Raw genomic sequence first — 26,607 nt, 5'->3', positions numbered from 1 at the left:
AGAGGGAAGGGCGTTTGAACTCGGCAGAGCGCTAGCACATATGTCAGCTTCACATAACGGCCGTGCCCGGCTCGCTCGACGGCGATGGGGCATTGGCGCATAAGATCGAATTTGTTTCCGCGTCATCCGCAACAGGCACGGGCCATGATCAGCACCGACACCGACATCCTGCGTGCCGCCGAGGATTGGAGCCGCGCCGGCCGGCAAGTCGCGATCGCGACGGTGGTCGAGACCTGGGGCTCGGCGCCGCGCCCGGTCGGCTCGCATCTCGTCATCGACGGCGAAGGCAATTTCGTCGGCTCGGTCTCCGGCGGCTGCGTCGAGGGCGCTGTGGTTGCCGAGGCCGCCGAAGTGATCGCCGACGGCAAGGCACGGACGCTGGAATTCGGTGTCGCCGACGAGACGGCCTGGAAGGTCGGCCTCTCCTGCGGCGGGCGCATCAAGGTCTATGTCGAGAAGGTGAACTGAGATGGCCTCCTGGGAAACATTGATCGCCTTCGCGACGGTGACGATCCTCGTTGCCTATTTTCCGGGGCCGGCGCTGCTCTACACCGCCGCCCAGACGATCAGCCACGGCCGCAAGGCCGGCCTGATGGCGATGCTCGGCATCCATCTCGGCTGCTATCTGCATGTCTTCGCCGCGGCCTTCGGCCTTTCGGCCGTGTTCAAGCATGTGCCGGAGCTCTATGTGGCGGTGAAGGTTGCCGGCGCGCTCTACCTGATCTGGATCGGCATCGGCATGATCCGCTCGCGTCTCGGCGCGCCCGACCAGCCGGTTTCGCCGCCGAAGACGGTGAAGCGCGCGCTGCTCGATTCGCTGATCGTCGAGGTCCTGAACCCGAAGGTTGCGCTGTTCTTCATCGCGCTGCTGCCGCAGTTCGTCGATCCCGCTGGTTCGCTGCCGGTCTGGGTGCAGTTCCTGATCCTCGGGACGATCGTGAACTTCGCCTTTTCCTCGGCTGACCTCGTCACCGTCTTCGGCGCCTCCCTCGTCGTGGGCGCGATGAAGAAGACCAAGGCCGGCTTCGCTTTCGGGCGCTGGATCGGCGGCTCGCTGATGATCGGGCTGGGCCTGAAGCTGGCGACGGACAGGGGCTGAGCCGCGTGGATCTTTCCGTCCTCGCGACGCTCAATGCCGAGCGGCAGGCGCGCCGCGCGACCATCCTCGTCACCGATCTCGCCAGTGGCGCCCAGCGTCTCGTCAAGCAGGCGGCGATCGCTGGCGATCCGCTGGCAGAGCCGCTCGAACGGCAGCTGCGGATGGGCAAGAGCGGCATGGTGGAGGCGGATGGCGCCTCGTATTTCCTGACCGTGCAGGCCCCGCATCCGCGTGTCGTCGTGACGGGCGCGGTCCATATTTCGCAGGCGATGGCGCCGATGGCGAAGACGCTCGATCTCGACCTCGTCGTCATCGACCCGCGCACCGCCTTCGCCACACCCGAGCGCTTTCCGCAGACCGAGCTGCTGGCGGAGTGGCCGGAGGAGGCCATCGGCCGGATTGGCCTCGACGGCTACACCGCCTTCGTCGCGCTGACCCACGACCCCAAGATCGACGATCCCGGCCTGGAGGCTGCACTGCGCTCTGACTGCTTCTATGTCGGCGCACTCGGAAGCCGGAAGACGCATGCCAAGCGCGTCGAGCGCCTGACGGCGGCCGGTTTCGACGCCGCCGCCATCGAACGCATCCATGCGCCGATCGGGCTCGACATCGGTGCGGTCTCGCCGGCCGAGATCGCGCTTGCGATCCTCGCCGAGATCGTCGCGACCCTGCGCGGCCCACGCCGCAAGCCGGCCTGAGAGGCGAAGGCGATGAAATTCGGACCGGTCGCCAGCGCCGAGGCCGTCGGCTGCATCGCCGCGCACACCATCCGCGCGGGCGGAACGACGGTGAAGAAAGGCGCGACCATCACCGCGGACCTCGCTGCACGGCTGCAGGAGGCCGGCATCACCGAGATCGTCGCCGTCAGGCTCGAAACCGGCGACATCGGCGAGAATGCCGCGGCCGAGCGGCTGGCCTCGCATATGGTCGGCGAGGCCATCGCCGCCGAAGCCCCCTTCACCGGCCGGGTCAACCTGTTCGCGGCCACGGCCGGCGTGCTGAGGCTCGACGTCGCGGCCATCGATGCCTTCAACATGGTGGACGAGGCGATCACGGTCGCGACCTTGCCGGCGCTCAAGGCGGTGGTCGTGGGCGAACTCGTCGCGACGGTGAAGATCATTCCCTACGCCGTGGCCGAGGCGCGGGTGGCCGAGGCGCTCGCGGCGCTCGGCGAGGGGCCGGCCATCGCGATCGCGCCCTATCGCCCATCCCGGGTGGCGGTGATCTCGACCCTGTTGCCGGGGTTGAAGCCGAGCGTCGTCGACAAGACGCTGCGCATCATGCAGGACCGGCTGGCGCCCGCGCAGGCCATCCTGTCGGCCGACAAGCGCGTGCCGCATGAGCCGGAGCCGTTGGCGAGGGCAATCGCCGAGCAGGCGGGGGGCGAGGCCGACATCATCGTCGTATTCGGCGCCTCGGCCATCACCGACCGGCGCGACGTCATTCCGCAAGCGCTCGTGGAAGCTGGTGGCGAGGTCGAGCATCTCGGCATGCCGGTCGATCCCGGCAACCTGCTGATGCTCGGCAGGCTCGGTGGCAAGCCGGTGATCGGGGCGCCGGGCTGTGCCCGCTCGCCGAAGGAGAACAGCTTCGACTGGGTGCTGCAGCGCAGCCTTGCCGGCATCCGGGTGGAGAAGGCCGATGTCCAGCGCATGGGCGTCGGCGGGCTGCTGATGGAAATCGTCTCGCGGCCGCAACCTCGTGCGCCCGGACACAGCGCAGGCGGCTCGGTCGCGGGCATCGTCCTTGCCGCCGGGCTGTCGACGCGCATGGGCGCCCGGAACAAGCTGCTCCAGCCGCTGCGCGGCAAGCCGATCCTGCGCCACGCCACTGAAGCCCAGCTGGAGGCCGGCCTTTCACCCGTCTTCGTCGTCACGGGCCATGAACGGGACGCCGTTACCGCCGCGCTGGCGGATCTGCCGGTCCGGATCGTGTACAATCCTGATTACGCCTCAGGTCTCGCAAGCTCGCTGAAGTCTGGAATCGCTGCCTTGCCGAATGGGGTCCAGGGCGCGGTGGTTTCGCTCGGCGACATGCCGAATGTGACTCCCCAGGTCATCGAGCAACTCGTCGCAGCCCATACGATGCGACCCGAAGCTCTCGCCGTGGTGCCGACGTTGTTCGGCCAGCGCGGAAATCCGGTGTTGCTGGCGCGGGAAATCTTTCCGGCGGTGTCGCTTCTCACGGGAGATCGTGGTGCGAGGCGGCTGCTCGACGAGGCCGGCGAGCGGGTGGTCGAGGTCGCGTTCGAGGACCCGGCGATCGCCATCGATGTCGATACGCCCGAGGCCTTGCGAGCGCTGCAGAGCTGAGCCCAGCATATTTCATCGCATTTTCTCGATGCCGATGAGTGTCCGCTTCGCTCGAAAATGCCTCAGCGCAGCCAATGCAGCCCCAGCGTGCCGTAGGCCTCCGAAGGCCGGTCGCTCGTATTCTGCCAGCCGCCGGACAGGCGCCATTCGAGGCCGAGGAAACGCAGGCCGGTGAGATGAAGCCCGAGCCGCAGCTTGCGATAATCGCGCTCGCGATAGGCTTCGATTTCCGGACCCAGATAAAAGCCGGCAGGCATCTGCCAGCCGGGCGCGAGGCGGGCCCAGAGCCGGCCGTTGAGTGACGAGCCGTAAGCATTGGCCTGCAGCATCATGCCATCGGCAGGCACGGCCCAGAGATCGGCCTGGAGGCGGGCGCCGTAGCGGGTCGAAACCAGCGAGGGACCAAAGGTTTCGATCCGCTGCTCGCGTTCGGTGTCGGAGCCGGCATACACGGCGAGAAAGCTGTCGCGGATGCGCCATTCATAGCCCAGCATCGCCTGCGACTCGGCCTTGTAGGTGGTGCCGTGAGGAGAGGACCGCCGCGTCTGTTCCTGCGATCCTCCGGCCTTCAGGAAGAGCCGGAAGCCACTATCGGCAATTCCGCCCCCGATGGCACGCTTCATGCCGACCGATACGAAGGTCTTGGTCGGGCCCGCTTCCATCGAGCCGAATATCACCATGGAAATAGGCGAATACTCGTCCTCGTCTTCTTCCGCTCTGGCCGAATCGAACGCAGCGGCGGCGAAGACGATCGCCAACCCGGCCAAACCGGCCTTGCCCCACCCATACGCCACGCACGCCCCCGCCACGCCGCAGGTGCTGGCCCGCGTCATGCATTGGGATTGCAGCAGTTTGGCAGTAGACTTGCAAGCCTTTGTTAACCAAGCGGGAGCAGGCTCGACGCATCCGGCAAAGCTTTCATTCCGTATCAGGAGAGGAGGTGGCGATGGTCTCGGAAGATTTCATCAAGCAGCTGGAAGGCTATGGGCTGACGACTGCGACGATCCTGTATCGCATGCCGGATCACCGCAGCGTCCTGCAGACCTTCATCTGGCAGCAATACGACGTGGCGCCGCGCTTTCCGGTGCTCAAGGATTTCCTCGCATTCTGGCGGCGCGAGCTCGATGGACCGCTTCATTCGGTCACCGTCGCGCATTCGCGCCTGATCCGGCCGGCGGAGATCCGCAGCCTGAACGGCGTGCTGACGCTGCATTGAACGGCCGCGCAAGAGGCTGGCCCCGACCGCCCGGCATTGAACGCCTGCGCCGGGCGTGCTTGTTGGCCAGCGGCCGACCGTGCTACGCGGGCGCTCCCGCTTCGGCACGGCCTTTGTCCCTTTGTCATCTTCCCTGCGCACCTCCGGACTTCTGACGGCGCTTGCCGGCCTGCCCGGGGAACGGATCGCGGTCGGCACGATCATCGCCGCGCTTCAGGACCGGGCCTATGCGTTGCTCGTCGTTCTGCTCGGCCTGCCGAATTGCCTGCCGATGCCGCCGCCGATCCCGCTGGTCTGCGGCCTGGTCCTGGCTTTCGTCGCGCTGCAGATGCTGATGGGCCGGCGAATGCCATGGCTACCGAAGGCCCTACTCGCCCGCAGCATCGGCAAGCCGGAGCTCAACCGTGCCGTCGAGCGGGCGCTTCCGGCCTTGATCCGGCTCGAACGCTTCTCCAAGCCGCGCTTGACGATGCTCGGCAGCCCCTACGCCATTCCCGTGCTGGGGCTGGTCATCCTGGTATTGGCGCTGGGGCTGATCGTCGCGGCGCCGTTCATCGGGCAGATCCCGCTCGGCCTTGCCGTCTGCCTCGTCGGGCTCGGCCTCGTCGAGCGCGACGGCCTGCTGATGATCATCGGCGCGATCTTCGGGGCGGCGGGGCTGCTGCTCAGCGCCGGCTTCGCCTACGCGATCTTCAGCGGCATCCACGAACTGCTGTTCTAGGTTTTGATCTTATCGCATTTTCTTCACGCGAACCGGTGTCCGCTTCGCTCGAAAATGCTCTGAAGACGGATTTCAGGCGGCGACGAGGATTTCAGCAAAAGGGTTGTCGAGATCCAGCAGCCGATCGATCTCCTCGGCCGGCACGGCCTTCGAGAACAGGAAGCCCTGCAATTCGTGACAGCCGATCGCCTGCAGGAAGCGATGCTGCTCGGCGGTCTCGACGCCTTCGGCGCAGACGCGCAGGCCGAGCGCCCGGCCGAGATGTGCCATCGAATGGACGAGGATGGCGGATTCCCCGGTCGCTTCCATGTATTCGAGGAAGGAGCGGTCGATCTTGATCTTGTCGAAGGCGAAGCGCCGCAGATAGATCAAGCTCGAATAGCCCGTGCCGAAATCGTCGAGCGCCAGGCCGACGCCGTGAGCGCGGATGTCCATCATCGCGGTTTCCGCCGCATCGGCATCCTCGATCAGCACGCCTTCGGTCAATTCGAGCTCGAGCTGCGCCGGATCGAAATCGGTTTCCTCGATGATGCGGATGACGTTGGCGACGAAGTCCTTGTGGCGGAACTGGATGGGCGAAACGTTGACGGCCAGCCGAATCCCGGTCCAGCGCCGGGCCTCCGTGCAGGCCCGCCGCAGCACCCACTCGCTCAGCGGCATGATGAGACCGCGCTCCTCCGCGATGGCGATGAAGTCCGAAGGCGGGATCATGCCGTGCACCGGGTGGGGCCAACGCACCAGCGCCTCGATGCCAACGATCGTGGAGCCGTCGACCGAGACCTGCGGCTGGTAGTGCAGCGTCAGCTCGTCATTCTCGATGGCGCGGCGCAGGTCGTCCTCGACCATGCGCTTGAGCTGCAGCGACCGGTTCATCTGCGTCTCGAAGAAGGAGAAGCGATTGCGGCCGCCGTTCTTGGCCTCGTAGAGTGCCATATCCGCCAGTCTCAGCAACGCTTCGCGATCGGCGCCGTCACGCGGGGCGATGGCGATGCCGATCGAGCAACCGATCGTGACCTCGATTCCCATGACGACGAAGGGTTCGGTGAGCCGCGCCAGAATGCGCTCCGCGAGCGCGGTGCAACTGGCAGGCGTGGCGCCTTTCGTCTGGATGATGCCGAACTCGTCGCCGCCGATGCGCGCGACCGTGTCCGTGGCCTGCGTCGCGCCCGAGAGCCGCGTCGCAACCTGCCGGATCAATTCGTCGCCCGCGGTGTGGCCATAGGTGTCGTTGACGGCCTTGAAGCGATCGAGGTCGATCAGCATCATCGCGAGCCCCGTGCCGTTCTGCTGGAGATCGGCGAGGGTCTGATCGAGCGTCAGGTCGAAGCTGCGCCGGTTCGGCAGGAGTGACAACTCATCCTGTCCTGCAAGGCGCTGAATCTGGCGCTCCCGCAATTCGATCTCCCCGGCGGCGGCGCGCAGGCGCTGGACGACGAAAACGAAGATCGCCGAGAACAGCAGGGCGACCGCGATCAAAGCCCAGAGGAACCGGTGGAGCATGACGTCGCCGGGGCGGGCCGGCGTCCAGGTCAGCCAGCCGCTGACGGTGCCGTCCGGGGCGCGCAAGGCCAGTCCCGTCAGCCTGTCGCTCGGCTGCGCGGTCGCCAGGTGGATATCGGCAACGCGATAGCGCTCGGCCAGCTCCGGTAGCAGGCCTTCCGATATGTGGCGATAGGCGATGAGCGAAAGCGATTCCCGCGCGCTCGTGGCGCTGAACGGCACGACGCGCGCGAGATCGACGATCGTCAGCATCAGGGTTTCGTCCCCATCCCTGATGACCGTCGAGCGCGTCGCTCCGAACTGCGGAAGAAGCGTCTCGCCGATGGCGGCGACCGGCTGCCCCTTCGTGCCGCGTAGAAACGCATCGAGATGGCGCAGGCCGCCCGATCCCGAGCGGCCGGACGGCGCGTTGGTATCGATACCTGCGAGCACGACGCCATTCGCCGAGGCGATATAGGCGCCGTCGAAATCGGCAAGCTGGCCGCGCAAGCGCCTGAAAGCGGCTTGCAGCGCCGGTTTCGGGTCGGTCTGTTCCAACGCTTCCGGCAGTTCGCCGGTGGTGACCAGCCCTTCCAGCCTCAGTTCATTGAGGCGAATCTGGGCGTTGAAGGCGGTCTCTACCCGCTCCGCCTGGCGCTGTGCCTCCAGCCGGTTCGCCTCGCGCGTGATCGCGATGACGACGCCGATGCCGGCGGCCATCAGGAGCAGGAAAGCACAGCCGAGAGTCACCACCGTGCTCGCGAACATACGAGCGGAGGAGCCCGCGTTCGTCATCTTCGCGGCAAACGGTTGGAACATGCGTTATCCAAGGCGGGTCTTGCCCGACAACTTAGCGCCGCAATTATTGACATCCGGTTGCCGTTCGAGCGCGTCAAGGCTCGGGAGGGGCGTAGGGCGGGCGCGGGATCGCCATATGGGCCGCGCGCAGGGCGGCCGACCAGCGCTCCCGCAGATCGTGGAAATAAGGCTCTCCGGCTTCGATGCGGCGGTTGAGCTCCAGATCGTCCGCGTCGCGCCGCATGACCATGAGATCGATCGGCAGACCGACGCCGAGATTGGAGCGCATCGTCGAATCCATCGAGATCAAGCCGACCTTGAGGGCATCGTAGAGATGCGTCTTGAAGGTCACCGCGCGGTCGAGGATCGGCTTGCCGTATTTATGCTCGCCGATCTGGAGGAAGGGCGCGTCCGCGCCGCATTCGATGAAGTTGCCGGCGCCATAGACCATGAAGAGCCGCATCGGCTGGCCCTTGATCTGGCCGCCAAACAGCATGGATATGTCGAACTTGACCCTCGCCTCCTCGAGCGCGGGGCCGTCGATATCGCGTACATGGCGGATGCAGCGCCCGACGAGCTGCGCGGCGCGGAACATCGAGCTGGCGTTCTGCAGGGTGTCGATCTCGCCGGTCTCGGAATTGGGCAGGCCCTCATTGAGGAAGCTCACCACGGACTGGGTGATCGAGAGGTTGCCGGCGGTCATCAGGCCGAAACTCCGCTCGCCCGGCCAGGAGAAGACGTGGAGCTTGCGGAAGGTCGAGATGTCGTCGAGCCCGGCATTGGTGCGGGTGTCGGCGATCATGACGAGGCCATCCTGCACGAGGATTCCGGCGCAATAGGTCACGGGACTTGTCCTTGCATCTTCGGCACTCCCGTGGAGGGCACGATCACTGGTTGGCGAAGCGGCCTTCGGCTTCCTGGGCGCTGACGAGCACGTTGAGGTTTTCGCCTTCGCCGCCCTGGCGCGAGCCGCGGACCGGCGCGGCGTCTGTGAAGTCGAGCCCCACGGCAACGCGGACATGGGTGTCGATCGGGCACAGCCCGTTGGCGCAGTCGAAGCCGATCCAGCCGTAGTCTTCAAGGTAAGCCTCGGCCCAGGCATGGGCACCGTTGCCATGCGGCAGGTCGTCGGATTGCGCCACATAGCCCGAGACGTAGCGGGCGGGCACGCCGAGATGCCGGGCGCAGGCCATGAAGACATGGGCGATATCCTGCGCGATCGCCTCCTTGGCTGCGAAGGCGGCGATCGCACCGACGCCGGTGCGGCCGCTGGCGTCGACGCAGGCTATTCGCTCCTCGACCGCCGCCATCAGCGCGTGCATGCGCGAAAGCGGCGTGGCGGCGCCCTGCACGGCCTCGTCGGCGAAGTTGCGGAGCGCTTCGTCCTGTCCGGTCAGCAGCGTGTCGCGCAGGTAGACGTCGCAGGGAACCCGCTCGTGGCCGCCACGGACGACGCCGGCGAGATCGATGGTTTCGATCAACCCGTCGATGCGGATGCCGAGGGACGAGATCGGCCCTTCGGCGTAGAAGCTGTGAACGATGTTGCCGTGCGCGTCCTGCGTGGTGCGCAGACGGCCGTCGACGTTCGGCTCGATGCGCCAGGACATGACGTGCTGGCCGTCATGGTCGCGCGGGGTCAGCCGCAGGATCTGCGTGATGTGACGCGCCGGCTCGGCATAGTCGTAGCTGATCGCGTGGGAAATCCTGATCCGCATGGTTTGGTCCGGACGGAGTTACGGCAACCGCTCTTTGGCCGCCGGCCTGCGAGCAGGCAAGCGATTCATTGCAGATACTGCTCGAAGATGGTGTTGCCGAGGCGATTGTTCTCCGTGATGAACTCCTCGATGAACTGATGCAGCCCGTGCGTGAAAACATCGTCGATGCGGGTATTGCTGAGGCTGCCCAGCGTCTTGCGCGCCTGGCGCTGGGCCTGGCCCTGCCGGCCATAGGCATCGCCGAGATGGTCGAGATAGCGCGAGATGTTCTCGTAGCAGGCGGCGAGCGAGCGCGGCATGCGGCGGTTGAGGATGAGCAGATCGGCGATCAGGATCGGCTTCACCGCTTCGCGGTAGACCCAGTGATAGGCGGTCAGGGCCGAGACCTCGCGCAGCACCGTGGTCCATTGGAAGTAGTCGAGCGAACCGCCGACCTGCTCGTTGGCCGGCAGCAGCACATGGTATTTCACGTCGAGGATGCGGGCGGTGTTGTCGGCGCGCTCCAGATAGACGCCGAGCCGTGAGAACCAGTAGCCGTCGTCGCGCAGCATGGTGCGGTAGGCCGAGCCGTCGAAGACGAGCGAGACGTTCTTCACCCAGTCGAGAAAGCGGGCGAACTCCTCGCGGTCCATGCGCTTCTTCTCGAAACGCTGCAGCTCCAGCCAGGCGCTGTTCAGCGCGTCCCACATCTCCGAGGTCAGGGCGGTGCGGACCGCGCGCGCATTTGAGCGCGCCTGGGCGAGGCAGTTGCGGATGGAGGAGGGGTTGTCGGGGTTGAAGGTCAGGAAATCGCAGACATTGCGCTCGTTCGCCTCGCCATAAGCCTGGGCGAAGGTGTCCTCGCAGCCGGCGGTGGACACCGCGCTGTGCCATTCCGTGCCAGCGCCGCCATAGGTCGAGGGCAGGTTGGTCAGGCGCGTCGTGGCGTCGAGGATGCGGGCGAGATACTCGGCCCGCTCGACATAGCGGGAAACCCAGTAGAGGCTGTCGGCGGTACGCGAAAGCATGATCAGCGAGTGCCTTTCCGCAGCGTGGCAGGCGATTGCGGGGTCATGATGGTCTGGCTGGCAGCGTCGGTCATGCGTCGAGAACCCAGGTGTCCTTGGTGCCGCCGCCCTGGCTCGAATTGACGACGAGTGAGCCTTCCTTGAGCGCAACGCGCGTCAGCCCGCCCGGCACGCAGGAAATGCCGTTGGCGCCCGACAGCACATAGGGGCGCAGGTCGACATGGCGCGGCGCCACGCCTGAGGCGACGAAGGTCGGGCAGGTCGAGAGCGCCAGCGTCGGCTGGGCGATGAAGCCCTCAGGGCTCGCCTTGAGCTTGCGGCGGAAGGTCTCGATCTGCGCCTTGTTGGCGTGCGGGCCGACCAGCATGCCGTAGCCGCCGGAACCGTTGACCTCCTTGACGACGAGCTTCTCGAGATTGTCGAGCACATAGGCGTTCGCTTCGGGCTCGCGACAGCGGAAGGTCGGGACGTTCTTCAGGATCGGCTCCTCGCCGGTGAAGAACTTCACGATCTCGGGCATGTAGCTGTAGACCGCCTTGTCGTCGGCGACGCCGGTGCCCACCGCATTGGCCAGCGTGACGTTGCCTGCCTTGTAGGCGCCGATGATGCCGGGGACGCCGAGCACGGAATCGCCGCGGAAGACGAGCGGGTCGATGAAGTCGTCGTCGATGCGACGGTAGATCACATCAACGCGCTTCGGCCCCTGGGTGGTCCGCATATAGACCACGTCGTCCTTGACCAGCAGGTCCGAGCCTTCGACAAGCTCGATGCCCAGCTTGTCGGCCAGGAAAGAGTGCTCGTAGAAGGCCGAATTGTACTGGCCCGGCGTGAGCAGGCAGATCGTCGGGTCGGACGGCGCGCTGCGTGGCGCAACCGAGCGCAGCGTCGCCAGCAGCTGGTCGGGATAGTTGTCGACCGGCGCGACGCGATGCGTGGAGAAGAGCTCGGGGAAGAGCCTGAGCATCACCTCCCGGTTCTCCATCATGTAGGAGACGCCGGACGGGGTGCGGGCATTGTCCTCCAGCACGTAGAAGGTGTCGGCGTCGACGCGCACCACATCGATGCCGGCGATGTGGCAGTAGATGCCGTGCGGCACCTTGAAGTCGACCATTTCGAGCTGGTAGCAGGCGTTGCGATAGACCAGATCGGGCGGGATGATGCCGGCCTTCAGGCATTCCTTCGGCCCGTAGACATCGGCCAGGAACATGTTGAGCGCGGTCACGCGCTGGCGCAGGCCCGCTTCGAGCTTGGTCCATTCCGGCTTGGTCAGGACCCGCGGGATGATGTCGAAAGGGATCAGCCGCTCCGTCGATTCCTCGTCGCCGTAGACCGCGAAGGTGATGCCGATGCGGCGGAAGAACAGCTCCGCCTGGCTGCGCCTCAGGGCCAGCGTCTCCGGCGGCGCTTCCTTGAGCCAGCGGTCGAGAGCTTCATAGGCCGGTCTCAGTTCCGTGCCCGAGCCGGTCATTTCATCGAATGCGACCATGCGGCCCTCTTCCCCTTTTCGGCCAGCCTATGCGCATTCGCTGGCGTTCGGGAAGGGGGGAGGAAGATGCCCAATTGGTCGGGTCTGCCTTTTTCCTAGGCAGTATTGAGTGGGGCTCCGGCGTATTCGGCAGGACCGGCAAAGAGGACCCGGTCAGCGATACCAGGCGCTGCCGCCTTCGAGCTTTCGGGAAATGGCGCCTTCTAGCGGTTTTTGGCTGCGCTGGGACGTTCTTCCAGCCAAAGCCGCAAGGCTTCGGCATTGTTCCGGGTCTCGTCCTTGGCGGCATAGAGCAGCGTCACCGGCCCTTGCGCCAGTTTCTCCTCCAGCGTGGCGAGGGCTGCCTGCGCCGATGCGCTGCCGAGTTCGGCGGCATAGGCGGCGCGAAACTCGTCCCAGCGGTCGGGATGGCCGTGGAACTCATGCCGGAGAACATCGCTGGGCGCGATATCCTTCAGCCACATCTCGATCCTGTCCTTCGCGATTCCGCGCGGCCAGAGGCGATCGACCAGGATTCGCATGCCGTCGCTCGGCAGGGGCGGGTCGTAAACACGCTTCACGATGAGCTGCGACATGCTCTGGCCTCCGACGAGACGGGCGACAGGGCTCAGATCAGCCCGAGGCTGCGGAAGCTCGCATGGCCGTCGCGCCCGACGATGATGTGGTCGTGAATGGCGATGCCGAGCGGCTTGGCGATGTCGACGAGCTCGCGGGTCATCCGCATATCGGCACCCGAGGGCGTCGGGTCGCCGGATGGGTGATTATGGACGAGGATGATGGCGGAGGCCGAGAGTTCCAGCGCCCGGCGCATGACCTCGCGCGGATAGACCGGCGTGTGGTCGACCGTGCCGGTCTGCTGCACCTCGTCGGCGATGAGAGCGTTCTTCTTGTCGAGGAACAGGATGCGGAACTGCTCGCGCTCCGCGAAGGCCATCGCCATGCGGCAATAGTCGAGCACCGACGACCATGAGGACAGGACCGGCCGCTTCGAGACGGCGCCCTTCGCCATGCGCTGCAACGCGGCCGCGACGACCTTGAGATCGAGCGCCACGCCCTCGCCGACACCCTTGACCTCGGTCAGGCGGGTGATCGGGGCGCCCAGCACCTCGGCGAAGGAACCAAAGCGCTGGATCAGCTCCTTGGCGAGCGGCTTGACGTCCCGCTGCGGGATCGAGCGGAAGAGCAGCAGCTCGAGCAGCTCGGGCAGGGCTTCCGCGCCGGTCTCCTGGAAACGGGCGCGCAAGCGGTCGCGATGGCCGTGATAATGCGGCGTCGCGGCTTTTGCATCGGCGGCTTCGGCAAAGGCGGCAGGCGAGGGCACCTTGCGCGGCCCCTTGCCGGTGCCGACACTCATCGCGCGGTGAGCGGATTGTCGAGGCCGCCAGGCGAGAGCGTGAAGATCTCGCAGCCGGTCTCCGTGACGCCGATCTGATGCTCGAACTGGGCGGAGAGCGAACGGTCGCGCGTCACGGCTGTCCACCCGTCGGAGAGCACCTTCACGCCGGGCTTGCCGAGGTTGATCATCGGCTCGATGGTGAAGACCATGCCCGGCTTCAGCTCGATGCCCTCGCCGGGGCTGCCGTAGTGCAGGATGTTCGGCGCATCGTGGAAGAGACGGCCGATGCCGTGGCCGCAGAAATCGCGCACCACCGAGCAGCGCTCGCCTTCCGCATAGCGCTGGATGGCGAAGCCGATGTCGCCGGTGGTCGCGCCGGCTCGAACAGCCTTGATGCCGCGCAGCAGGCTTTCATAGGTGATCTCGATCAGCCGCTCGGACTTCCGCGAAATCTCGCCGACGGCGTACATCCGGCTCGAATCGCCGTGCCAGCCATCGACGATCAGCGTGTAGTCGATGTTGAGGACATCGCCCTCGCGCAGCGGCTTGTCGTCGGGGATGCCATGACAGACGACATGGTTGATCGAGGTGCAGATCGACTTGGTATAGCCGCGATAGAACAGCGTCGCCGGGTAGGCGCCGTTGTCCATGGCGAACTGGAAGGCGAGATCGTCGAGGCGCTGGGTGGTTACGCCGGGCTTGACGTAGGAGCCGAGCATGTCGAGGCCCTCGGCCGTGAGCCGGCCGGCCTTGTGCATGGCCGCGAAAGCCTCGGGGCCGTGAATCTTGATGGCAGGTTCGCGTGAGCGCGACCGGCCGATGGTGTCTTCGAATGTCATCGCGCCCAGGAAACTCCTTGCCGACATATCTATTGCGTTTGGCGGAGCGTGCAAGCCGCTTGCGTCATCGGAGGAGGCCGAGCTGCCGCGCCAGTGTCGAGGTCACCTGCAGCTGACGTAGGTGCGCTCCAAACATGCCCTTGCGTTCAGAATTTCATTACGTTGCCATGGTACTGCTTTCGTCGTTTTCGATCCGCTCGACTGCCTCTTGAACCATGCACGCGCCGGCCAGAACATCGTCGTTCGCTTATTACGGGGATGATGCGCCGAGCGCGCTCGATGCCCTGGTTCTCGATCTCGCCATGGCGCGCGGCATCGCGGAGGTCATGAGCGTCGTTCGCCGCAACGCGCGCGGACTGACCGGAGCAGACGGCATCAGCTTCGTCCTGCGTGAAAGCGGCCGTTGCTACTACGCCGACGAGGACGCCATCACGCCGCTCTGGAAAGGCCAGCGCTTTCCGATGGAGACCTGCATCTCCGGCTGGGCCATGCAGCGCGGTGAGGTCGTCGTCATCGAGGACATCTACGCGGATGATCGCATTCCGCATGCTGCCTATCGGCCAACCTTCGTGCGCAGCCTCGTGATGGTGCCGGTGCGGCACGAGGATCCCGTGGCTGCGATCGGCGCGTATTGGGCGCATTGTCATCGCCCGGCGCCGGAGGTGATCCGGACTCTGAGGCGGATCGCCAACAGCGCCGCCGTCGCCATGACCAACATCGCGCTGGTGAACTCGCTGTCCGTCGCGCTGGAGGAGGCGGAACGGGCGAAGGACGCCATCATCCTGGCCATGGCCTCGCTGGCGGAAACGCGCGACAACGAGACCGCGAACCATGTCCGGCGTACGCAGCACTACCTGCTGGCCCTGGCGAGGGCGGCCTGCGAGCGCGGGCTGTACGCGGATCAGCTGGACGATGGGATCATCGATCTGCTCTTCAAATCCGCGCCGCTTCACGACATCGGGAAGGTAGGCATTCCCGATCGCATCCTGCTCAAGCCGGGGCGGCTCGACGAGGCCGAGCGGGCCGTCATGCAGACGCACGCGGAACTCGGGCGGCAGGCCATCGTCAATGCCGAGCGGCATCTCGGCACATCGAGCTCGTTCCTGCAGGTGGCCAAGGATATCGCCTTCACGCATCACGAGCGTTGGGACGGGGACGACTATCCGCGGGGGCTCGCCGGCAAAGCCATTCCCTTGACGGGGCGGTTGATGGCGATCGCGGACGTCTATGACGCGCTGGTCACGGAACGCGTCTACAAGGCGGCGATGTCTCACGAGGAGGCCGTCGCGGTCATCCTTGGCGAGCGTGGCAGGCAGTTCGATCCGGAGCTGATCGATGTCTTCCGGGAGATCGCGCCCGTCTTCGAAACGATCTTCGGGCAGTTCGCGGACGCTGCATAGCTTTGGGCCGCAAGCGGGGAGATGGCTGGCGCAGCGGCGCTGTGAGGTGTATCAGGCTGGCGCAATGGCCATGATCATCGAACAATCCCAGGCGGAAGAGCGACCCTACGGCGCCTTCGCTCCGAAAGCCTATCTCGCCCGCATCATCGCGCGGACGCGTGCGGCCTCCGATTCTTTCTTCGGGCGCAAGATCGCCTATGCGTTGCGCCGCCTCGGCCTGCGCTCGCTGAACGGCGCGCCGGTCGATATCGAGGCGCTCGGCGCCAAGATGCGCCTCTATCCGGACGGCAATGTCTGCGAGAAGCGCGTGCTGTTCACGCCGCAATATTTCGACGCGGTCGAGCGCGAAATGCTGGCCGCGCGGCTGCGCGACGGTTTCACCTTCATCGATGTCGGCGCGAATATCGGCGCCTATTCCCTGTTCGTTGCCGCCCGTGCGGGGCGCGGCGCGCGGATTCTCGCAGTCGAGCCGCAGCCGGAGATCTTCGCTCGGCTCGCCTTCAACATCGCCCAGAATCCGTTCGGGACGGTCAAGGCGGTGGCCTGCGCGTTGGCGGACAAGCCCGGCGAGCTGACCCTGTTCATCGACCAGACCAATCGCGGCGAGTCGAGCGTGCGCATCCTCAATTCGAGCGCGGGGATAGCGGTGCGGGTGCCGGCCATGACGCTGCTGGCGCTGGTCCAGGGCGAGGGTTACGAGCGCATCGATGCGATCAAGCTCGATGTCGAAGGGGCCGAGGACATCATTCTCGAACCGTTCCTGCGCGATGCGCCGGAGTCGCTCTGGCCCGGTTTCGTCATCATCGAGGATTCCCGCCAGCGCTGGCAGAGCGACCTCGCGGGGCTCTTGACGCGCAGCGGCTACAAGCTTGTCGCCCAGACGCGGCTCAATCTGGTCTTCGAACGCAAGCGCGCCTGACGCAGCGCGACCGCGTCGCATCGGGGCGTTCGCCGCGCTGCCCGGGCGCCGCGCGACGACGTCTTACCTCTTTGTTTTCGTATCGGCATTTCGCCGAAAACCGCGTTCCACTTTTTGGGCCGATGCTCTAGCTCTTGTATCGAGAGCCAGGAGCGCCGCGATGACCACCAGTGAAGCCAGCCCGTCAGCCGCCATCGTCACGGCTGCGATCCTGGTGATAGGCGACGAGATCCTGTCGGGGCGAACGAAGGACAAGAACATCGGCTATATCGCCGAGTATCTCACCAATATCGGCATCGAGCTGCGCGAGGTTCGGGTCGTCCCGGACGTTACCGATGAGATCGTCGCGGCGCTGAATGCCCTGCGCGCCCGATTCACCTATGTCTTCACGACGGGCGGCATCGGGCCGACCCATGACGATATCACGGCCGATGCGGTCGCGGCCGCCTTCGGCGTCTCCATCGATTACGACCCGCGCGCGGTCGCGATGCTGTCGGAGCGTTTCTCGCCGGCCGATCTCAACGAGGCGCGCATGCGGATGGCGCGCATTCCGGCCGGGGCCGAACTGATCGCCAATGCGATCTCCAAGGCTCCCGGCTTCAATATCGGGAATGTCTATGTGATGGCCGGCGTTCCGGCGATCATGCAGGCGATGCTGGATGTCGTCGCCCCGACATTGCGGACGGGGACGAAGGTCCTGTCGGATACGGTTCAGGCCGGCCTGCGCGAGGGCGATATCGGCGGTCCGCTGGCGGCGATCGCCAAGGCCCATCCAGCGGTTTCGATCGGCTCCTACCCCTTCTGGTCGGATACCGGGCCCGACACGAATATCGTCGTCCGCTCCCGCGAAGCAGACAAACTCGAAGCGGCGATAGCCGACGTGAAATCTATGATTGCGATTGAAAAATCCAAATCCGAATCATAACGAATACCAATATTATTTCAGTAAGTTGCAGTTTTTCTTATTTTTGGCTCCGGTGCTGTACGGTATGTCCTAATCGTCACACGGATCATTGCTTTTATATAGTATTTCATCTCGATGATCGACGAGATCGCCTTCCAGACCAACCTGCTGGCGCTCAACGCCGCGGTCGAGGCGGCGCGGGCTGGCGATGCCGGGCGGGGCTTCGCAGTGGTCGCGACGGAGGTGCGGGCGCTGGCCGCGCGCTGCAGTGAATCCGCCAATGGTGTCAAGGCCTTGATCGCGAATTCTACGCAGCAGATTCAAGCTGGCGTCGGGCTCGTCAAGGATGCCGGCACGACGCTGCGCGAGATCGTCACCGCCGCGTCGAAGGTGGCCTCGACCGTCAGCGAGATCTCGCAGGCGACGACCGAGCAGGCCAACGGCATCGACGAGATGGCCCGAACCGTCGCGCATATGGACGAGATCACCCAGCAGAACTCGCTGCTGGCCGAGCAGAGCGCCCGCGTCGCCCGCGACCTCCAGCAGGAGACCGAGGCTCTGAGCACGATGGCCGGCTCCTTCCGGCTCGGAGGCGAGTATTCGAGGCCTGTGGCACAGCTTGTTCATGCCGCAGCTCCGATGCTGCGCGCGGTGCCTTCTGCCGGATCGCCCCCGCGTGGCCGGAGAGTGGCTTCCGGCGGCGGAGCGGATGGCTGGGCTGAATTCTGAGCCGCAATAAAGGGCTTCGCCTGGGGATGTTCGGCGCGCGCCTCTTGTCAGGCGCGCGCCGATAGGCTTTTCGGTCGGAAACCGGCGTTCTTCGCGCCGCGATCAGCCCGGAGCGCATGCCATGGCCGAACCGTCCTCGAACAAGGCTTTCCCGGTTTCCTGGGACCAGTTCCATCGCGATGCCCGCGCGCTGGCCTGGCGCCTCGCCGACAAGGGCCCCTTCGAAGCGATGGTCTGCATCACCCGTGGCGGGCTGGTGCCGGCGGCGATCATCTGCCGCGAGCTGGGTCTCAGGATGATCGAGACGGTCTGCGTCGCGAGCTATCACGACTATCGCAACCAGACCGAGCTCAAGGTGCTCAAGGACATCGCACCGAACATCAAGGCGATCGGCGACGGCAAGGGCAAGGGCGTGCTGGTCGTGGACGACCTGACCGATACCGGCAAGACGGCGCGCGTCGTGCGCGAGATGCTGCCGAACGCGCATTTCGCCACGGTCTATGCCAAGCCCGCCGGCGTGCCGACGGTCGACACCTTCGTCACGGAGGTCAGCCAGGACACCTGGATCTATTTCCCCTGGGACATGGCTCTCACCTATGTCGAGCCCATCGCCAAGGGGCATCAGGGCTGAGCTTCCCGGCCGCTTTACTGCGGCGGCCGACTGACGGCGCTTTCTGCGCTTCCGCGGCTCAACCGACCGAGGGCGAGCGGAAGGCGACCAGCATCCCGGTGACCACCACCGCCATGCCGACAAGCTCGGTCGGCGAGGGGCTTTCCGCCAGGAGGAACGCGCTGGAGGTGGCGGTCGCGATCGGGACAAGCGGCAGGAACAGTGTCGCCTTCGCCGCGCCGAGCATCGCCACTGTGCGGGCGTAGAGATAAAGCGCGACCACGCCGACCAGTACGCCCTGATAAACCGCCTGCAGCAGCAGCTCGGCGAAGGGTGCCCGCATCATGTGGACGGGCAGCACAAGGGCGACGATCACGAGCAATGGCACTGAAAGCAGGCAGGAGGCGGCGGTGACCTCGAGCGAGCTCACGCCCCAGCGCCTGGCGAGAAGCCCGAAGATCGCCCACAGGAGGGCGATCAGCACGAAGAGCAGGTCGCCGATCCAGGCATCGGGCCGTGCAGGCGTCACTGCCAGCGCATCCCGCGAGAAGATGCCGATGCCCAGTACGATGATGCCCAGGCCGACCATCCGCATCCGCCCGGCGCGTTCGCCGGTGACGAGGAAGACCAGAAGCGCGGTGAAGACCGGGATCAGGCCGGGCGAGATGATCGACGAGTGCAGGGCCGGCGCGAAATAGGCGCCGCCGACGAGGATCAGGCTGTAGAGAGGGCCGATCAGCAGCGCCATGACCCAGGCCCGCGGCCAGCCGAGCGAGCCGACCGGGAAGGGGCGCATGTTGCGGAGCGCCCATGGCAGCAGCACGGCGGCAGCCGAGGCGAAGCGCAGGATCGTGACGTCGGCCGGCGTCAGGTCGATCAGCATGGCGTGCCGCGATACGACCGCCTGGACGCCCCAGATCACTGAGGTCAGCAATCCGCAGAGGATGCCGAGCCATTGCGCGCGGGAGGTCATGTCGTGGAGGCCTTGTCGTGACTTGAGAGGCGAGGGCGCGGCGAGCGCGGTGGCGCCGCTATGCCTTTCGGCGCAGGTCACGGCAATGGCGCTGCGCGCAGCCCGCCCCGGCGTGCGCCCTCATCCATTCAATCCAATGGCTGGCCGGTCGCGCCTGTCATCAGCTTTTCCGCATGGGTGCGGATATCTTCCGGCCATGTCCGGCTGTGCTCGGCGAAGCGCTGGCCGTCGCCGGCGAAGAGGGCGCGCGAGGCTTCCTCGAAACCTTCGCGATCGCCCGCCATGGCCGACATGAAGGCGTAGGCCGCGGCCTGCGCTGCCCGCGCCTGGCTGCGTCCACCATCGTTGCGGCGGGCATCATCGACGAGGCGTCGCAAGACCTGCGAGGCACCGCCTGGCTGCTGGCTGAGCCAGTCCCAATGGCGCGGCAGCAAGGTGACTTCGCGGGCGACGACGCCGAGCTTGGGCCTGCCGCGGCCTCGCGGCGTCTCAGAGCTGGCTTCCGGCAGCTTTCCACCGAGGCGCGCAGCGATTTCGGTATCGCTGCCGCGCAGGTCGAGATCGACGACCTTTCCGGTCGTGTCGTCGAAGGTGAGGATGGATGCGGTGGGATCGGCTGCCAGCGCCGCCTTCACGGCGAGCGCGACATCGAGCAGCGAACCGCTGGCGAGGCGGCTGGAGCCGCGAAAGGCGGTGCAGGCACTGGCGGGATTGTTGGACATGAGGGCTCCTTGCTCGGCCACCCTATTACCCGGGTCTTTTTCATCGCGCAATATGATCCGGGTAAAAATATCCGAAGGGTGGCTTCTGTTCCCGCTTGCGGTGATCGTCGTCCGATGATGCAATGCAACACGAGATGGCCGCGCATGCGAATTCGTGGTTGCAAGCACGGGACGCGCGGGAGGGGAAATAGCCGTGACGATCGCGACGGATAATCGGCCGGATTCCAGCATCGAGACGCTTGCCGCGGAGCTGCTGACCCGCATCGAGCAGGCACGCAGCGATTCCCGCGACGATCCCTTCGGCAATCCGGTGCTGCGGGTGACGCTCTGGCTGACCCGGCTGATGGACCGGGGCGAGTTGAGCGTCGATGAGGCGGGCGAACTGGTGCGCCATCTCGGGCGGCAGGCGCTGCGGCAACGCGCCGGGCGGGTCTCGCGCTATGTCGGGCTCGACAAGGACGAGGCGGCCATCTTCGCCGAATTGGCCGAGAGCCTGGCTGACAAGGCCGCCAGCTTCGCGGACTTCCGGCAGCAGCTGGAGCGGGCCCGTTTCGCCGCGGTGTTCACGGCGCATCCGACCTTCGGCATGACGCGCCGGCTCTGCCATGCGCTGGCCGACCTCGCTTCCGGCGGGACGCAGGGCGACGCCGTTGTCGACGAGCCCGGCCTCAGCTTCCGCCCCGATGGCCGCATCACCCTGCAGGACGAGTTCGAGCAGGCGCGTTTTGCGGTGCGCCAGGCCCGCGACGCGATCGACCGCATGAACGCCGCGTTCTTCGCGGTGGCGCGTGCACGCTGGCCCGAGGACTGGACGAAGCTCGCGCCGAAGCCGGTGACGCTGGCCTCCTGGGTCGGCTGCGACACGGATGGGCGCACCGATATCGGCTGGTGGGACACGCTGCGCTACCGATTGGAATCGAAGAGCGGGCAGTTCGCGCGCATTCTCGAAAAACTGCCGCAGGCTCCGGCCACGGAAGCCGTACGCAGGCTGGTCAGCGAAGCGCTCGCGGCCGTCGAGAGGCAGCTCGCGCTGGCGCCGCCGATCGGGACGCAGCCCTCGCTCCAGGACTTGCAGGCCTTCGCGCTTGCGCTCGTGCATGAGCGCGAGACCGCTTTGCCGGAGGCCTCAGGCCTGATCGCAGCGCTCGACGCTGCGCTGGCCGAGGCGTCCGACGAAGAGACCAGGCTCGCTCTGGCGCTGATCCGGGCCGGGTGCCTTGCCCATGGCGTCTCGATCGCGCTGCCGCATTTCCGGCTCAACGCCTCGCAGCTCCACAACGCGCTGCGCTCCGTGATCCCGCTGGAGGAGGAGCCGGGCGAGCCGGCGCAGAGGCGGGCCTTTCTCGCCGCCGCCAATACCGCGCTCGGCAAGGTCGAGCCGGTCGCGGTCGATTTCGGCGCGCTCGCCGCCGAGCGCGCCTCGGCGGCGCGCATGATGATGACGATCGCGCAGATCGTGAAGCATCTCGATGGCTCGAAGCCGGTGCGCTTCCTGATCGCGGAAACCGAGACCGGCTACACGCTGCTTTGCGCGCTCTGGCTCGCCAGCCGCTTCGGCATTGCCGATCTCGTCGAGATCTCGCCGCTATTCGAGACGTCGGACGCGCTGGAGCAGGGGCCGCGCATCATCGACGAGGCGCTGCGCAGCCCGCATTTCCGGGACTATCTCAAGCGCCATGGCCGGCTGTGCATCCAGTTCGGCTATTCCGATTCCGGGCGCTATATCGGGCAGGTCGCCTCGACCTTTTGGGTCGAAAGGCTGCGCATCCGCATCTGCGAGCTGCTCGCCCGCTACAAGCTCGACGATGTCGAACTGGTGATCTTCGACACGCATGGCGAGTCGGTCGGCCGGGGCGCCCATCCCGACAGCCTGGCCGACCGGCTGGCCTATCTCGACCCCGCTTTCGCCCGGCAGGCCTTCGCGCAGGCCGGCATCAGGACGGTGCGCGAGACGAGCTTCCAGGGCAGCGACGGATATCTCCTGTTCGGCACGCCGCAGCTCGCGGGCGCAACGGTCGGGCGTATCGCCGAGGCGGTCTTCGCGCCTGTCGAAAGCATCGACGATCCGATCTATGACGAGCCGGATTTCGCCAGCGAGTTCTTCCAGACCGTGCGCGAGGAGATGAACGCGCTGGTCGACGACCCCGGCTATGCCGCACTGATCGGCACCTTCGGACCCTCGCTCCTCGACAAGACCGGTTCGCGCCCGGCCGCGCGGCAGAGCGATGCTGGCGGGCCGACTCGAATCCGCCATCCGCGCGAGCTGCGCGCCATCCCCAACAACGCCATCCTCCAGCAGCTCGGCTGGATGGCCAACAGCATGCACGGCGTCGGCCATGCCGCCTCGCGCTCGCCTGACCTGTTCCGCGCGATGCGCGAACGCTCCGACCGCTTCGACCGGGCTTACCGCCTCGCGGCCCATGCGATGGCGCATAGCGACCTCGACGTGCTGCGCGCCTATCTCGACTCGCTCGACCCCGGCAGCTGGTTCGACCGGGCACGCCGGACGGTGAAGGAAGGGCGGCGTGACGAATTGCTGGCGGTTGCCGATGCGCTGTCGCGGCTGGAACTGGCGCCGGCCCTGCGCCGCCTGTTCTGGCGGCTTTCGGCCGATGCGCTGAAGCTCCGCGCCGCGGCGGACGATGTCCCCCAGATGCCGGCGCGACTCATCGCGCTGCATGCGCTCAGGCTGGCGGCGATCCACCGCATCTGGCTCTCCTTCGCCCATATTCCGGATTTCCGCCCGCATGCGGGGCTGACGCGGGATGACTTCGTCGAAAGGTTGCTGCGCCTCGACGTGCCGGCCTGCCTCGCGCAGATGGCCGCCATCTTCCCACGCGATCCAGACCCGACCATCGGGCTCGATTTCGGCGAGCCGCCGGGCCCGCGCGAGGGCGGCACCTACGAGGCGCTGCATCGCGACGTCTTCGCACCGATGCTGGCGCAGTTCGAGCTGATCCGCGAGATTTCCGGCGCGATCCAGCATGAGATCGGCGCGTTCGGGTAGCACCGGCGTGACGAGAGAGCTCTGGTTTTGGAGATGCTCGGGTCAAGCCCGAGCATGATGCCTGTCCCGGACATTGAAACCCGAGCCGATCTCATTAGTTTGACCGGCAGGGGAAACGCCGACCGGGAGACGAGCCAGACATGGCCGCCACCAGCTTCGACGCCGCGGCCGCGCGGATCACGATCTTTCGCGCGTTGCTCGAGGCCACGGCCCGGCACGGCAAGAGCCGCATCGCGCTGGAGGACCCCGAACGCCAGCCGATCACCTATGGCCGGCTCGTGCTCGGCGCGCTGGTGCTGGGGCGCAAGCTGGCGGCGTTCACGTCGCCGCGCGAACATGTCGGCGTGCTGCTGCCGAACATGCAGGGCATGGCGGTGACGCTGTTCTCGCTCATCGCCTATGGTCGTGTGCCGGCGCTGCTCAACTTCACCGCCGGTGTCCGCAACCTGCGCGCGGCGGCGGAACTGGCGCAGCTCAAGATCATCGTCACCTCGCGCCGCTTCGTCGACCAGGGCAAGCTCGACGACGAGATCGCGGTGCTGGGCGAGGGGCGCCGCGTCATCTATCTCGAAGATGTCCGCAAGCAGATCACCAGCTTCGACAAGGCGCTCGGCGCGCTGCAGAGCCTGGTGCCGGGGCTCGCCCATCGCTCCTACGAAGCGCAAGCCGACGAGGCGGCGGTGATCCTCTTCACCTCGGGCACCGAGGGCACGCCGAAAGGCGTGGTGCTGAGCCATGCCAATATCGTCTCGAATGCGCGGCAGGTCTTCGCCCATGCCAGCGGGGCGATCTCGGAGCGGGACGTCTTCATGAACCCGCTGCCGGCCTTCCATTCCTTCGGGCTGACGGCGGGACTGATGGTGCCGCTGCTGCACGGCATGAAGGTCGTGCTCTATCCGAGCCCGCTGCACTACAAGCAGGTGCCGAAGCTGATCGGCGAGACGAAGGCGACCTTCCTGCTCGCGACCGACACGTTCCTGCAAGGATATGCCCGCGCTGCAGAGCGGAACGATCTCGGCAGCGTGCGTTACGTCGTCGCCGGGGCCGAACGGGTCAAGGCCGAGACGCGGCGGATGTGGGAGCCCTACGGCACGACCATCCTCGAAGGCTATGGCTGCACCGAATGCTCGCCCGTCATTGCCGTCAACACGCCGGCCGCCATCCGCGACGGCACGGTCGGCAAGCTGCTGCCCGGCATCGAAGCGAATCTGGAGCCGGTGGAGGGCATCCACGAAGGCGGGCGGCTCACCGTGCGCGGACCGAACATCATGGCCGGTTATCTCGACCCCGAACAGCCCGGCCGCGTCATCCCGCCCGAAGGGGGCTGGCACGATACCGGCGATATCGTCGTGCTCGACGACGGCTTCGTCGCGATCCGGGGCCGGGCCAAGCGCTTCGCCAAGCTGGGCGGCGAGATGGTCTCGCTGGCGGCTGTCGAGACCATGGTCTCCAAGCTCTGGCCGGACCAGAACCATGTCGTCGTCGGCCTGCCCGACCCACGCAAGGGCGAGCAGCTGATCCTCGTCACCGAGAAGCCCGACGCGGACCGTGCGACGCTGCAGGAAGCCGCGAAGGAGCAGGGCTTCCCGGAGCTATGGGTGCCGCGTGCGATCCTGGTCACGCAGGCCATCCCCGTGCTCGGCAACGGCAAGATCGACTATGGCGCGACGCGTGAGCTCGCGGCCTCGCGACGCTCGCTACTGTAAAGCCACAATCGTAATGTTGTTGCATCGCATGATGATCCCTGCCTCGATTCTCGCCACCCTGCGCGTCGCCACGCTTGCACCCGTCCTGTCGTTCGCGAACCCTACCGATCTCGCGGCTCAGGCCCCCGGAAACACCTATGTGCGCCGCGACGAGTGCATCGCGGCTGGGCTGCTGACGGCGGAGCAATGCGAGTTTGCCTATCGCAACGCCAGGGCCGAGTTCGAGCAGCGCGCGCCGCGCTATGCCTCGCGCGCTGCATGCGAGCGCAGCCACAAGCGCTGCGGGGCGCAAATCGTCTCTGCCGGCGGCTGGGAATCCTTCGGCAAGGGCGGCGCGACCTATGTTCCGCGCTTCGTCGGCGTCAGGGTGACGGGCGAGGGCGCCGCGCGGCGGACGCTGCCGGTCGTCGAGGGCGGCACCAAGGTCGCCTTCGTCGGACGGCCGGTGACGGAGCTGCTGGACAAGGTCTCCGGCCGGCAGGGCGTGATCGGGCTGACGAGCAGCGTCGGCCGTGGCTCCCATGGCCATGCCGGGCAGCCCTCCGGCACCTATGTCAAGCGCGGCGACCGCGACGACACGATGCGCGTGCCGATGGAGGAGAAGAGCATCGGATCGGACGTCAAGCCCGGGCTCTATGTCGATCCCGACGGGGTCGAGTGGTACAAGCCGGCGCGCCCGCACTGAGGATCGTTCTCGACCGCTTCGCAGAGGCTTGCGCGCATCGAGCCCGCCCGCTATCGCTGTCGCGCTCGCGGACGTGGCGAAACTGGTAGACGCACGAGACTTAAAATCTTGCGCCTTCAAAGGCTTGCGGGTTCGAGTCCCGCCGTCCGCACCAATCTGACATTGCGACGATTCACAAGCGCCACTGTCTAGGCGGTTCGTGGATGCGAGATTGAGCCGGCGCAGGTGCATGCACGGGTCAGGCTGACCCGCGCTTGCGGCTGCGAGCCTCAGGCCTTCCGAAAAATGAGGCTGAGATTGTTGGCCGGCATCTCGATGATCTCCGGCGAGCCGAAACCATTTGCAGAAGCCAGAGCGGCCACATCGCCGAGCTCTCGCAGGCCCCATTCAGGGTCGCGGCTGCGAAGGCTTTCGTCGAAGGCGGCATTGCTGGGCTCGAGGGGACGGTCGGAGCGGCGATAAGGGCCGTAGAGATAGAGCGGGCTGCCGGTCTTCAGCAGGCGTCCCGCCTGGCGGAACAGGCCCTCCGCCGCCGTCCAGGGCGCGATATGGATCATGTTGATGCAGAGGATCGCGTCGGCTGAACCGATCGGCCATTCCTGCGCGCTCGCGTCGATCATCAGCGGCGGCAGAATGTTGCCCAACCCTGACTCCCGCGCCCAGGCAGCGATGCTTGCCAGCGCATCGGCCATCGGATCGCTGGGCTGGAACGAGAGGGCGGGCAGCGTCTCGGCAAAATGAACGATGTGTTCGCCCGAGCCGCTGGCGACCTCCAATACGAGCCCGGAAGGCGGCAGCATGTCTCGCAATACGGCAAGGATCGCGTCGCGGTTGCGCTGGGTAGCAGGGGCTCGCAGGCGCCGATCGCCTCCCGCCTGATCCGCTTGTGTCGGTTGCCAGAAGGTGGGCCTGGTCATAATTCGCTCACAAATCTTTCGTCGCGC

Annotated in this window: 26 protein-coding genes and 1 tRNA gene; 15 read left to right on the top strand and 12 right to left on the bottom strand. The window is 66.3% G+C overall.

Annotated elements, in window-relative coordinates; translation table 11 throughout:
- The first annotated feature begins 144 nt into the window (after window positions 1-144).
- From AC1DVA_RS10175 to AC1DVA_RS10160, 4 genes are read left to right on the top strand one after another with little or no spacing between them, the layout of a single operon-like run.
- On the top strand, window positions 145-468 hold the full coding sequence (locus tag AC1DVA_RS10175) for an XdhC family protein (RefSeq protein ID WP_476805821.1): 324 nt from the start codon (window positions 145-147) through the stop codon (window positions 466-468).
- A gap of 1 nt (window position 469) precedes the next feature.
- Window positions 470-1,099: a LysE family translocator gene (locus tag AC1DVA_RS10170; RefSeq protein WP_476805820.1), complete on the top strand. Its 630-nt coding sequence runs from the start codon at window positions 470-472 to the stop codon at window positions 1,097-1,099.
- A 5-nt stretch (window positions 1,100-1,104) separates the two neighbouring features.
- Complete coding sequence (locus AC1DVA_RS10165; RefSeq protein ID WP_476805819.1) at window positions 1,105-1,797, top strand: XdhC family protein; 693 nt, start codon at window positions 1,105-1,107, stop codon at window positions 1,795-1,797.
- 12 nt (window positions 1,798-1,809) lie between these two features.
- Window positions 1,810-3,411 (top strand): NTP transferase domain-containing protein, encoded by a 1,602-nt coding sequence (locus AC1DVA_RS10160; protein WP_476805818.1) that lies wholly within the window; start codon window positions 1,810-1,812, stop codon window positions 3,409-3,411.
- A 62-nt stretch (window positions 3,412-3,473) separates the two neighbouring features.
- Here the strand turns inward: AC1DVA_RS10160 and bcsS are convergent, their stop codons facing one another.
- Window positions 3,474-4,205 carry a cellulose biosynthesis protein BcsS gene (bcsS, locus tag AC1DVA_RS10155; protein ID WP_476805817.1) on the bottom strand — a complete coding sequence of 244 codons (732 nt, stop codon included), beginning with the start codon at window positions 4,203-4,205 and terminating at the stop codon, window positions 3,474-3,476.
- A gap of 152 nt (window positions 4,206-4,357) precedes the next feature.
- On the opposite strand from bcsS, the gene AC1DVA_RS10150 reads away from it, so the two are divergent.
- Together AC1DVA_RS10150 and AC1DVA_RS10145 are read left to right on the top strand one after the other, a co-directional pair.
- The gene (locus tag AC1DVA_RS10150; protein WP_265053922.1) at window positions 4,358-4,627 is read left to right on the top strand and encodes an usg protein; all 270 of its coding nucleotides are present in this window, start codon (window positions 4,358-4,360) and stop codon (window positions 4,625-4,627) included.
- A 121-nt stretch (window positions 4,628-4,748) separates the two neighbouring features.
- Window positions 4,749-5,348 (top strand): exopolysaccharide biosynthesis protein, encoded by a 600-nt coding sequence (locus tag AC1DVA_RS10145; protein WP_265053921.1) that lies wholly within the window; start codon window positions 4,749-4,751, stop codon window positions 5,346-5,348.
- A 72-nt stretch (window positions 5,349-5,420) separates the two neighbouring features.
- On the opposite strand, the gene AC1DVA_RS10140 is transcribed toward AC1DVA_RS10145, so the two are convergent.
- From AC1DVA_RS10140 to map, 8 genes are all read right to left on the bottom strand, one after another.
- A complete protein-coding gene (locus AC1DVA_RS10140) occupies window positions 5,421-7,646 on the bottom strand; it encodes a putative bifunctional diguanylate cyclase/phosphodiesterase (RefSeq protein ID WP_476805816.1) in 2,226 nt (741 codons plus the stop codon).
- A gap of 73 nt (window positions 7,647-7,719) precedes the next feature.
- The gene (locus tag AC1DVA_RS10135) at window positions 7,720-8,469 is read right to left on the bottom strand and encodes a proteasome-type protease (RefSeq protein WP_265053919.1); all 750 of its coding nucleotides are present in this window, start codon (window positions 8,467-8,469) and stop codon (window positions 7,720-7,722) included.
- A 43-nt stretch (window positions 8,470-8,512) separates the two neighbouring features.
- The gene (locus AC1DVA_RS10130; RefSeq protein ID WP_476805815.1) at window positions 8,513-9,340 is read right to left on the bottom strand and encodes a transglutaminase family protein; all 828 of its coding nucleotides are present in this window, start codon (window positions 9,338-9,340) and stop codon (window positions 8,513-8,515) included.
- Window positions 9,341-9,405: 65 nt separating this feature from the next.
- Window positions 9,406-10,347 (bottom strand): alpha-E domain-containing protein, encoded by a 942-nt coding sequence (locus tag AC1DVA_RS10125; protein WP_476805814.1) that lies wholly within the window; start codon window positions 10,345-10,347, stop codon window positions 9,406-9,408.
- Between the two features lie 70 nt (window positions 10,348-10,417).
- Window positions 10,418-11,833, bottom strand: a complete 1,416-nt coding sequence (locus AC1DVA_RS10120) for a circularly permuted type 2 ATP-grasp protein (protein ID WP_265053916.1) — start codon at window positions 11,831-11,833, stop codon at window positions 10,418-10,420.
- Window positions 11,834-12,036: 203 nt separating this feature from the next.
- Entirely contained in the window at window positions 12,037-12,408 is a 372-nt protein-coding gene (locus tag AC1DVA_RS10115; protein ID WP_265053915.1) for a DUF488 domain-containing protein, read from the bottom strand.
- Between the two features lie 32 nt (window positions 12,409-12,440).
- On the bottom strand, window positions 12,441-13,187 hold the full coding sequence (gene radC / locus AC1DVA_RS10110; RefSeq protein ID WP_476805813.1) for a RadC family protein: 747 nt from the start codon (window positions 13,185-13,187) through the stop codon (window positions 12,441-12,443).
- Window positions 13,184-14,008 carry a type I methionyl aminopeptidase gene (gene map, locus AC1DVA_RS10105; protein ID WP_476805812.1) on the bottom strand — a complete coding sequence of 275 codons (825 nt, stop codon included), beginning with the start codon at window positions 14,006-14,008 and terminating at the stop codon, window positions 13,184-13,186. Before map ends, radC begins: the two co-directional genes overlap by 4 nt.
- Before the next feature lie 215 nt (window positions 14,009-14,223).
- Here map and AC1DVA_RS10100 point away from each other — a divergent pair, with 215 nt between their 5' ends.
- The 5 genes from AC1DVA_RS10100 (at window position 14,224) to gpt (ending at window position 18,591) form a co-directional block, all read left to right on the top strand.
- On the top strand, window positions 14,224-15,408 hold the full coding sequence (locus AC1DVA_RS10100) for a GAF and HD-GYP domain-containing protein (protein WP_476805811.1): 1,185 nt from the start codon (window positions 14,224-14,226) through the stop codon (window positions 15,406-15,408).
- A gap of 70 nt (window positions 15,409-15,478) precedes the next feature.
- A complete protein-coding gene (locus tag AC1DVA_RS10095; protein ID WP_265053911.1) occupies window positions 15,479-16,327 on the top strand; it encodes an FkbM family methyltransferase in 849 nt (282 codons plus the stop codon).
- Window positions 16,328-16,487: 160 nt separating this feature from the next.
- Window positions 16,488-17,252 carry a competence/damage-inducible protein A gene (locus tag AC1DVA_RS10090; protein WP_476805810.1) on the top strand — a complete coding sequence of 255 codons (765 nt, stop codon included), beginning with the start codon at window positions 16,488-16,490 and terminating at the stop codon, window positions 17,250-17,252.
- Between the two features lie 114 nt (window positions 17,253-17,366).
- A complete protein-coding gene (locus AC1DVA_RS10085) occupies window positions 17,367-17,960 on the top strand; it encodes a methyl-accepting chemotaxis protein (protein ID WP_476805809.1) in 594 nt (197 codons plus the stop codon).
- A 121-nt stretch (window positions 17,961-18,081) separates the two neighbouring features.
- A complete protein-coding gene (gene gpt / locus AC1DVA_RS10080) occupies window positions 18,082-18,591 on the top strand; it encodes a xanthine phosphoribosyltransferase (RefSeq protein ID WP_265053908.1) in 510 nt (169 codons plus the stop codon).
- Between the two features lie 58 nt (window positions 18,592-18,649).
- Here the strand turns inward: gpt and AC1DVA_RS10075 are convergent, their stop codons facing one another.
- Window positions 18,650-19,543, bottom strand: coding sequence for a DMT family transporter (locus AC1DVA_RS10075; RefSeq protein WP_476805808.1), 894 nt, complete (start codon window positions 19,541-19,543; stop codon window positions 18,650-18,652).
- Window positions 19,544-19,671: 128 nt separating this feature from the next.
- Window positions 19,672-20,265, bottom strand: coding sequence for a DUF2239 family protein (locus tag AC1DVA_RS10070; RefSeq protein WP_476805807.1), 594 nt, complete (start codon window positions 20,263-20,265; stop codon window positions 19,672-19,674).
- A gap of 193 nt (window positions 20,266-20,458) precedes the next feature.
- Here AC1DVA_RS10070 and AC1DVA_RS10065 point away from each other — a divergent pair, with 193 nt between their 5' ends.
- The 4 genes from AC1DVA_RS10065 (at window position 20,459) to AC1DVA_RS10050 (ending at window position 25,817) form a co-directional block, all read left to right on the top strand.
- Window positions 20,459-23,272 (top strand): phosphoenolpyruvate carboxylase, encoded by a 2,814-nt coding sequence (locus AC1DVA_RS10065; RefSeq protein ID WP_476805806.1) that lies wholly within the window; start codon window positions 20,459-20,461, stop codon window positions 23,270-23,272.
- 140 nt (window positions 23,273-23,412) lie between these two features.
- Entirely contained in the window at window positions 23,413-24,978 is a 1,566-nt protein-coding gene (locus AC1DVA_RS10060; RefSeq protein ID WP_476805805.1) for an AMP-binding protein, read from the top strand.
- Window positions 24,979-25,006: 28 nt separating this feature from the next.
- Window positions 25,007-25,663 (top strand): DUF1190 domain-containing protein, encoded by a 657-nt coding sequence (locus AC1DVA_RS10055; protein WP_265053903.1) that lies wholly within the window; start codon window positions 25,007-25,009, stop codon window positions 25,661-25,663.
- A 67-nt stretch (window positions 25,664-25,730) separates the two neighbouring features.
- Window positions 25,731-25,817, top strand: a tRNA-Leu gene (locus AC1DVA_RS10050).
- Window positions 25,818-25,932: 115 nt separating this feature from the next.
- Here the strand turns inward: AC1DVA_RS10050 and AC1DVA_RS10045 are convergent.
- Entirely contained in the window at window positions 25,933-26,580 is a 648-nt protein-coding gene (locus AC1DVA_RS10045) for a class I SAM-dependent methyltransferase (RefSeq protein WP_265053902.1), read from the bottom strand.
- Window positions 26,581-26,607: the final 27 nt, after the last annotated feature.

The sequence above is a fragment of the Allobosea sp. P4_C6 genome (assembly GCF_056402015.1).
This window is presented reverse-complemented; position numbering and strand designations above follow the sequence as displayed.

Coding starts and splice junctions, on each gene's coding strand:
- AC1DVA_RS10175 (WP_476805821.1), top strand. CDS start 145: ATGATCAGCACCGACACCGACATCCTGCGTGCCGCCGAGGATTGGAGC.
- AC1DVA_RS10170 (WP_476805820.1), top strand. CDS start 470: ATGGCCTCCTGGGAAACATTGATCGCCTTCGCGACGGTGACGATCCTC.
- AC1DVA_RS10160 (WP_476805818.1), top strand. CDS start 1,810: ATGAAATTCGGACCGGTCGCCAGCGCCGAGGCCGTCGGCTGCATCGCC.
- AC1DVA_RS10150 (WP_265053922.1), top strand. CDS start 4,358: ATGGTCTCGGAAGATTTCATCAAGCAGCTGGAAGGCTATGGGCTGACG.
- AC1DVA_RS10140 (WP_476805816.1), bottom strand. CDS start 7,646: ATGTTCCAACCGTTTGCCGCGAAGATGACGAACGCGGGCTCCTCCGCT.
- AC1DVA_RS10130 (WP_476805815.1), bottom strand. CDS start 9,340: ATGCGGATCAGGATTTCCCACGCGATCAGCTACGACTATGCCGAGCCG.
- AC1DVA_RS10125 (WP_476805814.1), bottom strand. CDS start 10,347: ATGCTTTCGCGTACCGCCGACAGCCTCTACTGGGTTTCCCGCTATGTC.
- AC1DVA_RS10120 (WP_265053916.1), bottom strand. CDS start 11,833: ATGGTCGCATTCGATGAAATGACCGGCTCGGGCACGGAACTGAGACCG.
- AC1DVA_RS10115 (WP_265053915.1), bottom strand. CDS start 12,408: ATGTCGCAGCTCATCGTGAAGCGTGTTTACGACCCGCCCCTGCCGAGC.
- radC (WP_476805813.1), bottom strand. CDS start 13,187: ATGAGTGTCGGCACCGGCAAGGGGCCGCGCAAGGTGCCCTCGCCTGCC.
- map (WP_476805812.1), bottom strand. CDS start 14,008: ATGACATTCGAAGACACCATCGGCCGGTCGCGCTCACGCGAACCTGCC.
- AC1DVA_RS10100 (WP_476805811.1), top strand. CDS start 14,224: ATGCACGCGCCGGCCAGAACATCGTCGTTCGCTTATTACGGGGATGAT.
- AC1DVA_RS10095 (WP_265053911.1), top strand. CDS start 15,479: ATGATCATCGAACAATCCCAGGCGGAAGAGCGACCCTACGGCGCCTTC.
- AC1DVA_RS10090 (WP_476805810.1), top strand. CDS start 16,488: ATGACCACCAGTGAAGCCAGCCCGTCAGCCGCCATCGTCACGGCTGCG.
- AC1DVA_RS10085 (WP_476805809.1), top strand. CDS start 17,367: ATGATCGACGAGATCGCCTTCCAGACCAACCTGCTGGCGCTCAACGCC.
- gpt (WP_265053908.1), top strand. CDS start 18,082: ATGGCCGAACCGTCCTCGAACAAGGCTTTCCCGGTTTCCTGGGACCAG.
- AC1DVA_RS10075 (WP_476805808.1), bottom strand. CDS start 19,543: ATGACCTCCCGCGCGCAATGGCTCGGCATCCTCTGCGGATTGCTGACC.
- AC1DVA_RS10070 (WP_476805807.1), bottom strand. CDS start 20,265: ATGTCCAACAATCCCGCCAGTGCCTGCACCGCCTTTCGCGGCTCCAGC.
- AC1DVA_RS10060 (WP_476805805.1), top strand. CDS start 23,413: ATGGCCGCCACCAGCTTCGACGCCGCGGCCGCGCGGATCACGATCTTT.
- AC1DVA_RS10055 (WP_265053903.1), top strand. CDS start 25,007: ATGATGATCCCTGCCTCGATTCTCGCCACCCTGCGCGTCGCCACGCTT.
- AC1DVA_RS10045 (WP_265053902.1), bottom strand. CDS start 26,580: ATGACCAGGCCCACCTTCTGGCAACCGACACAAGCGGATCAGGCGGGA.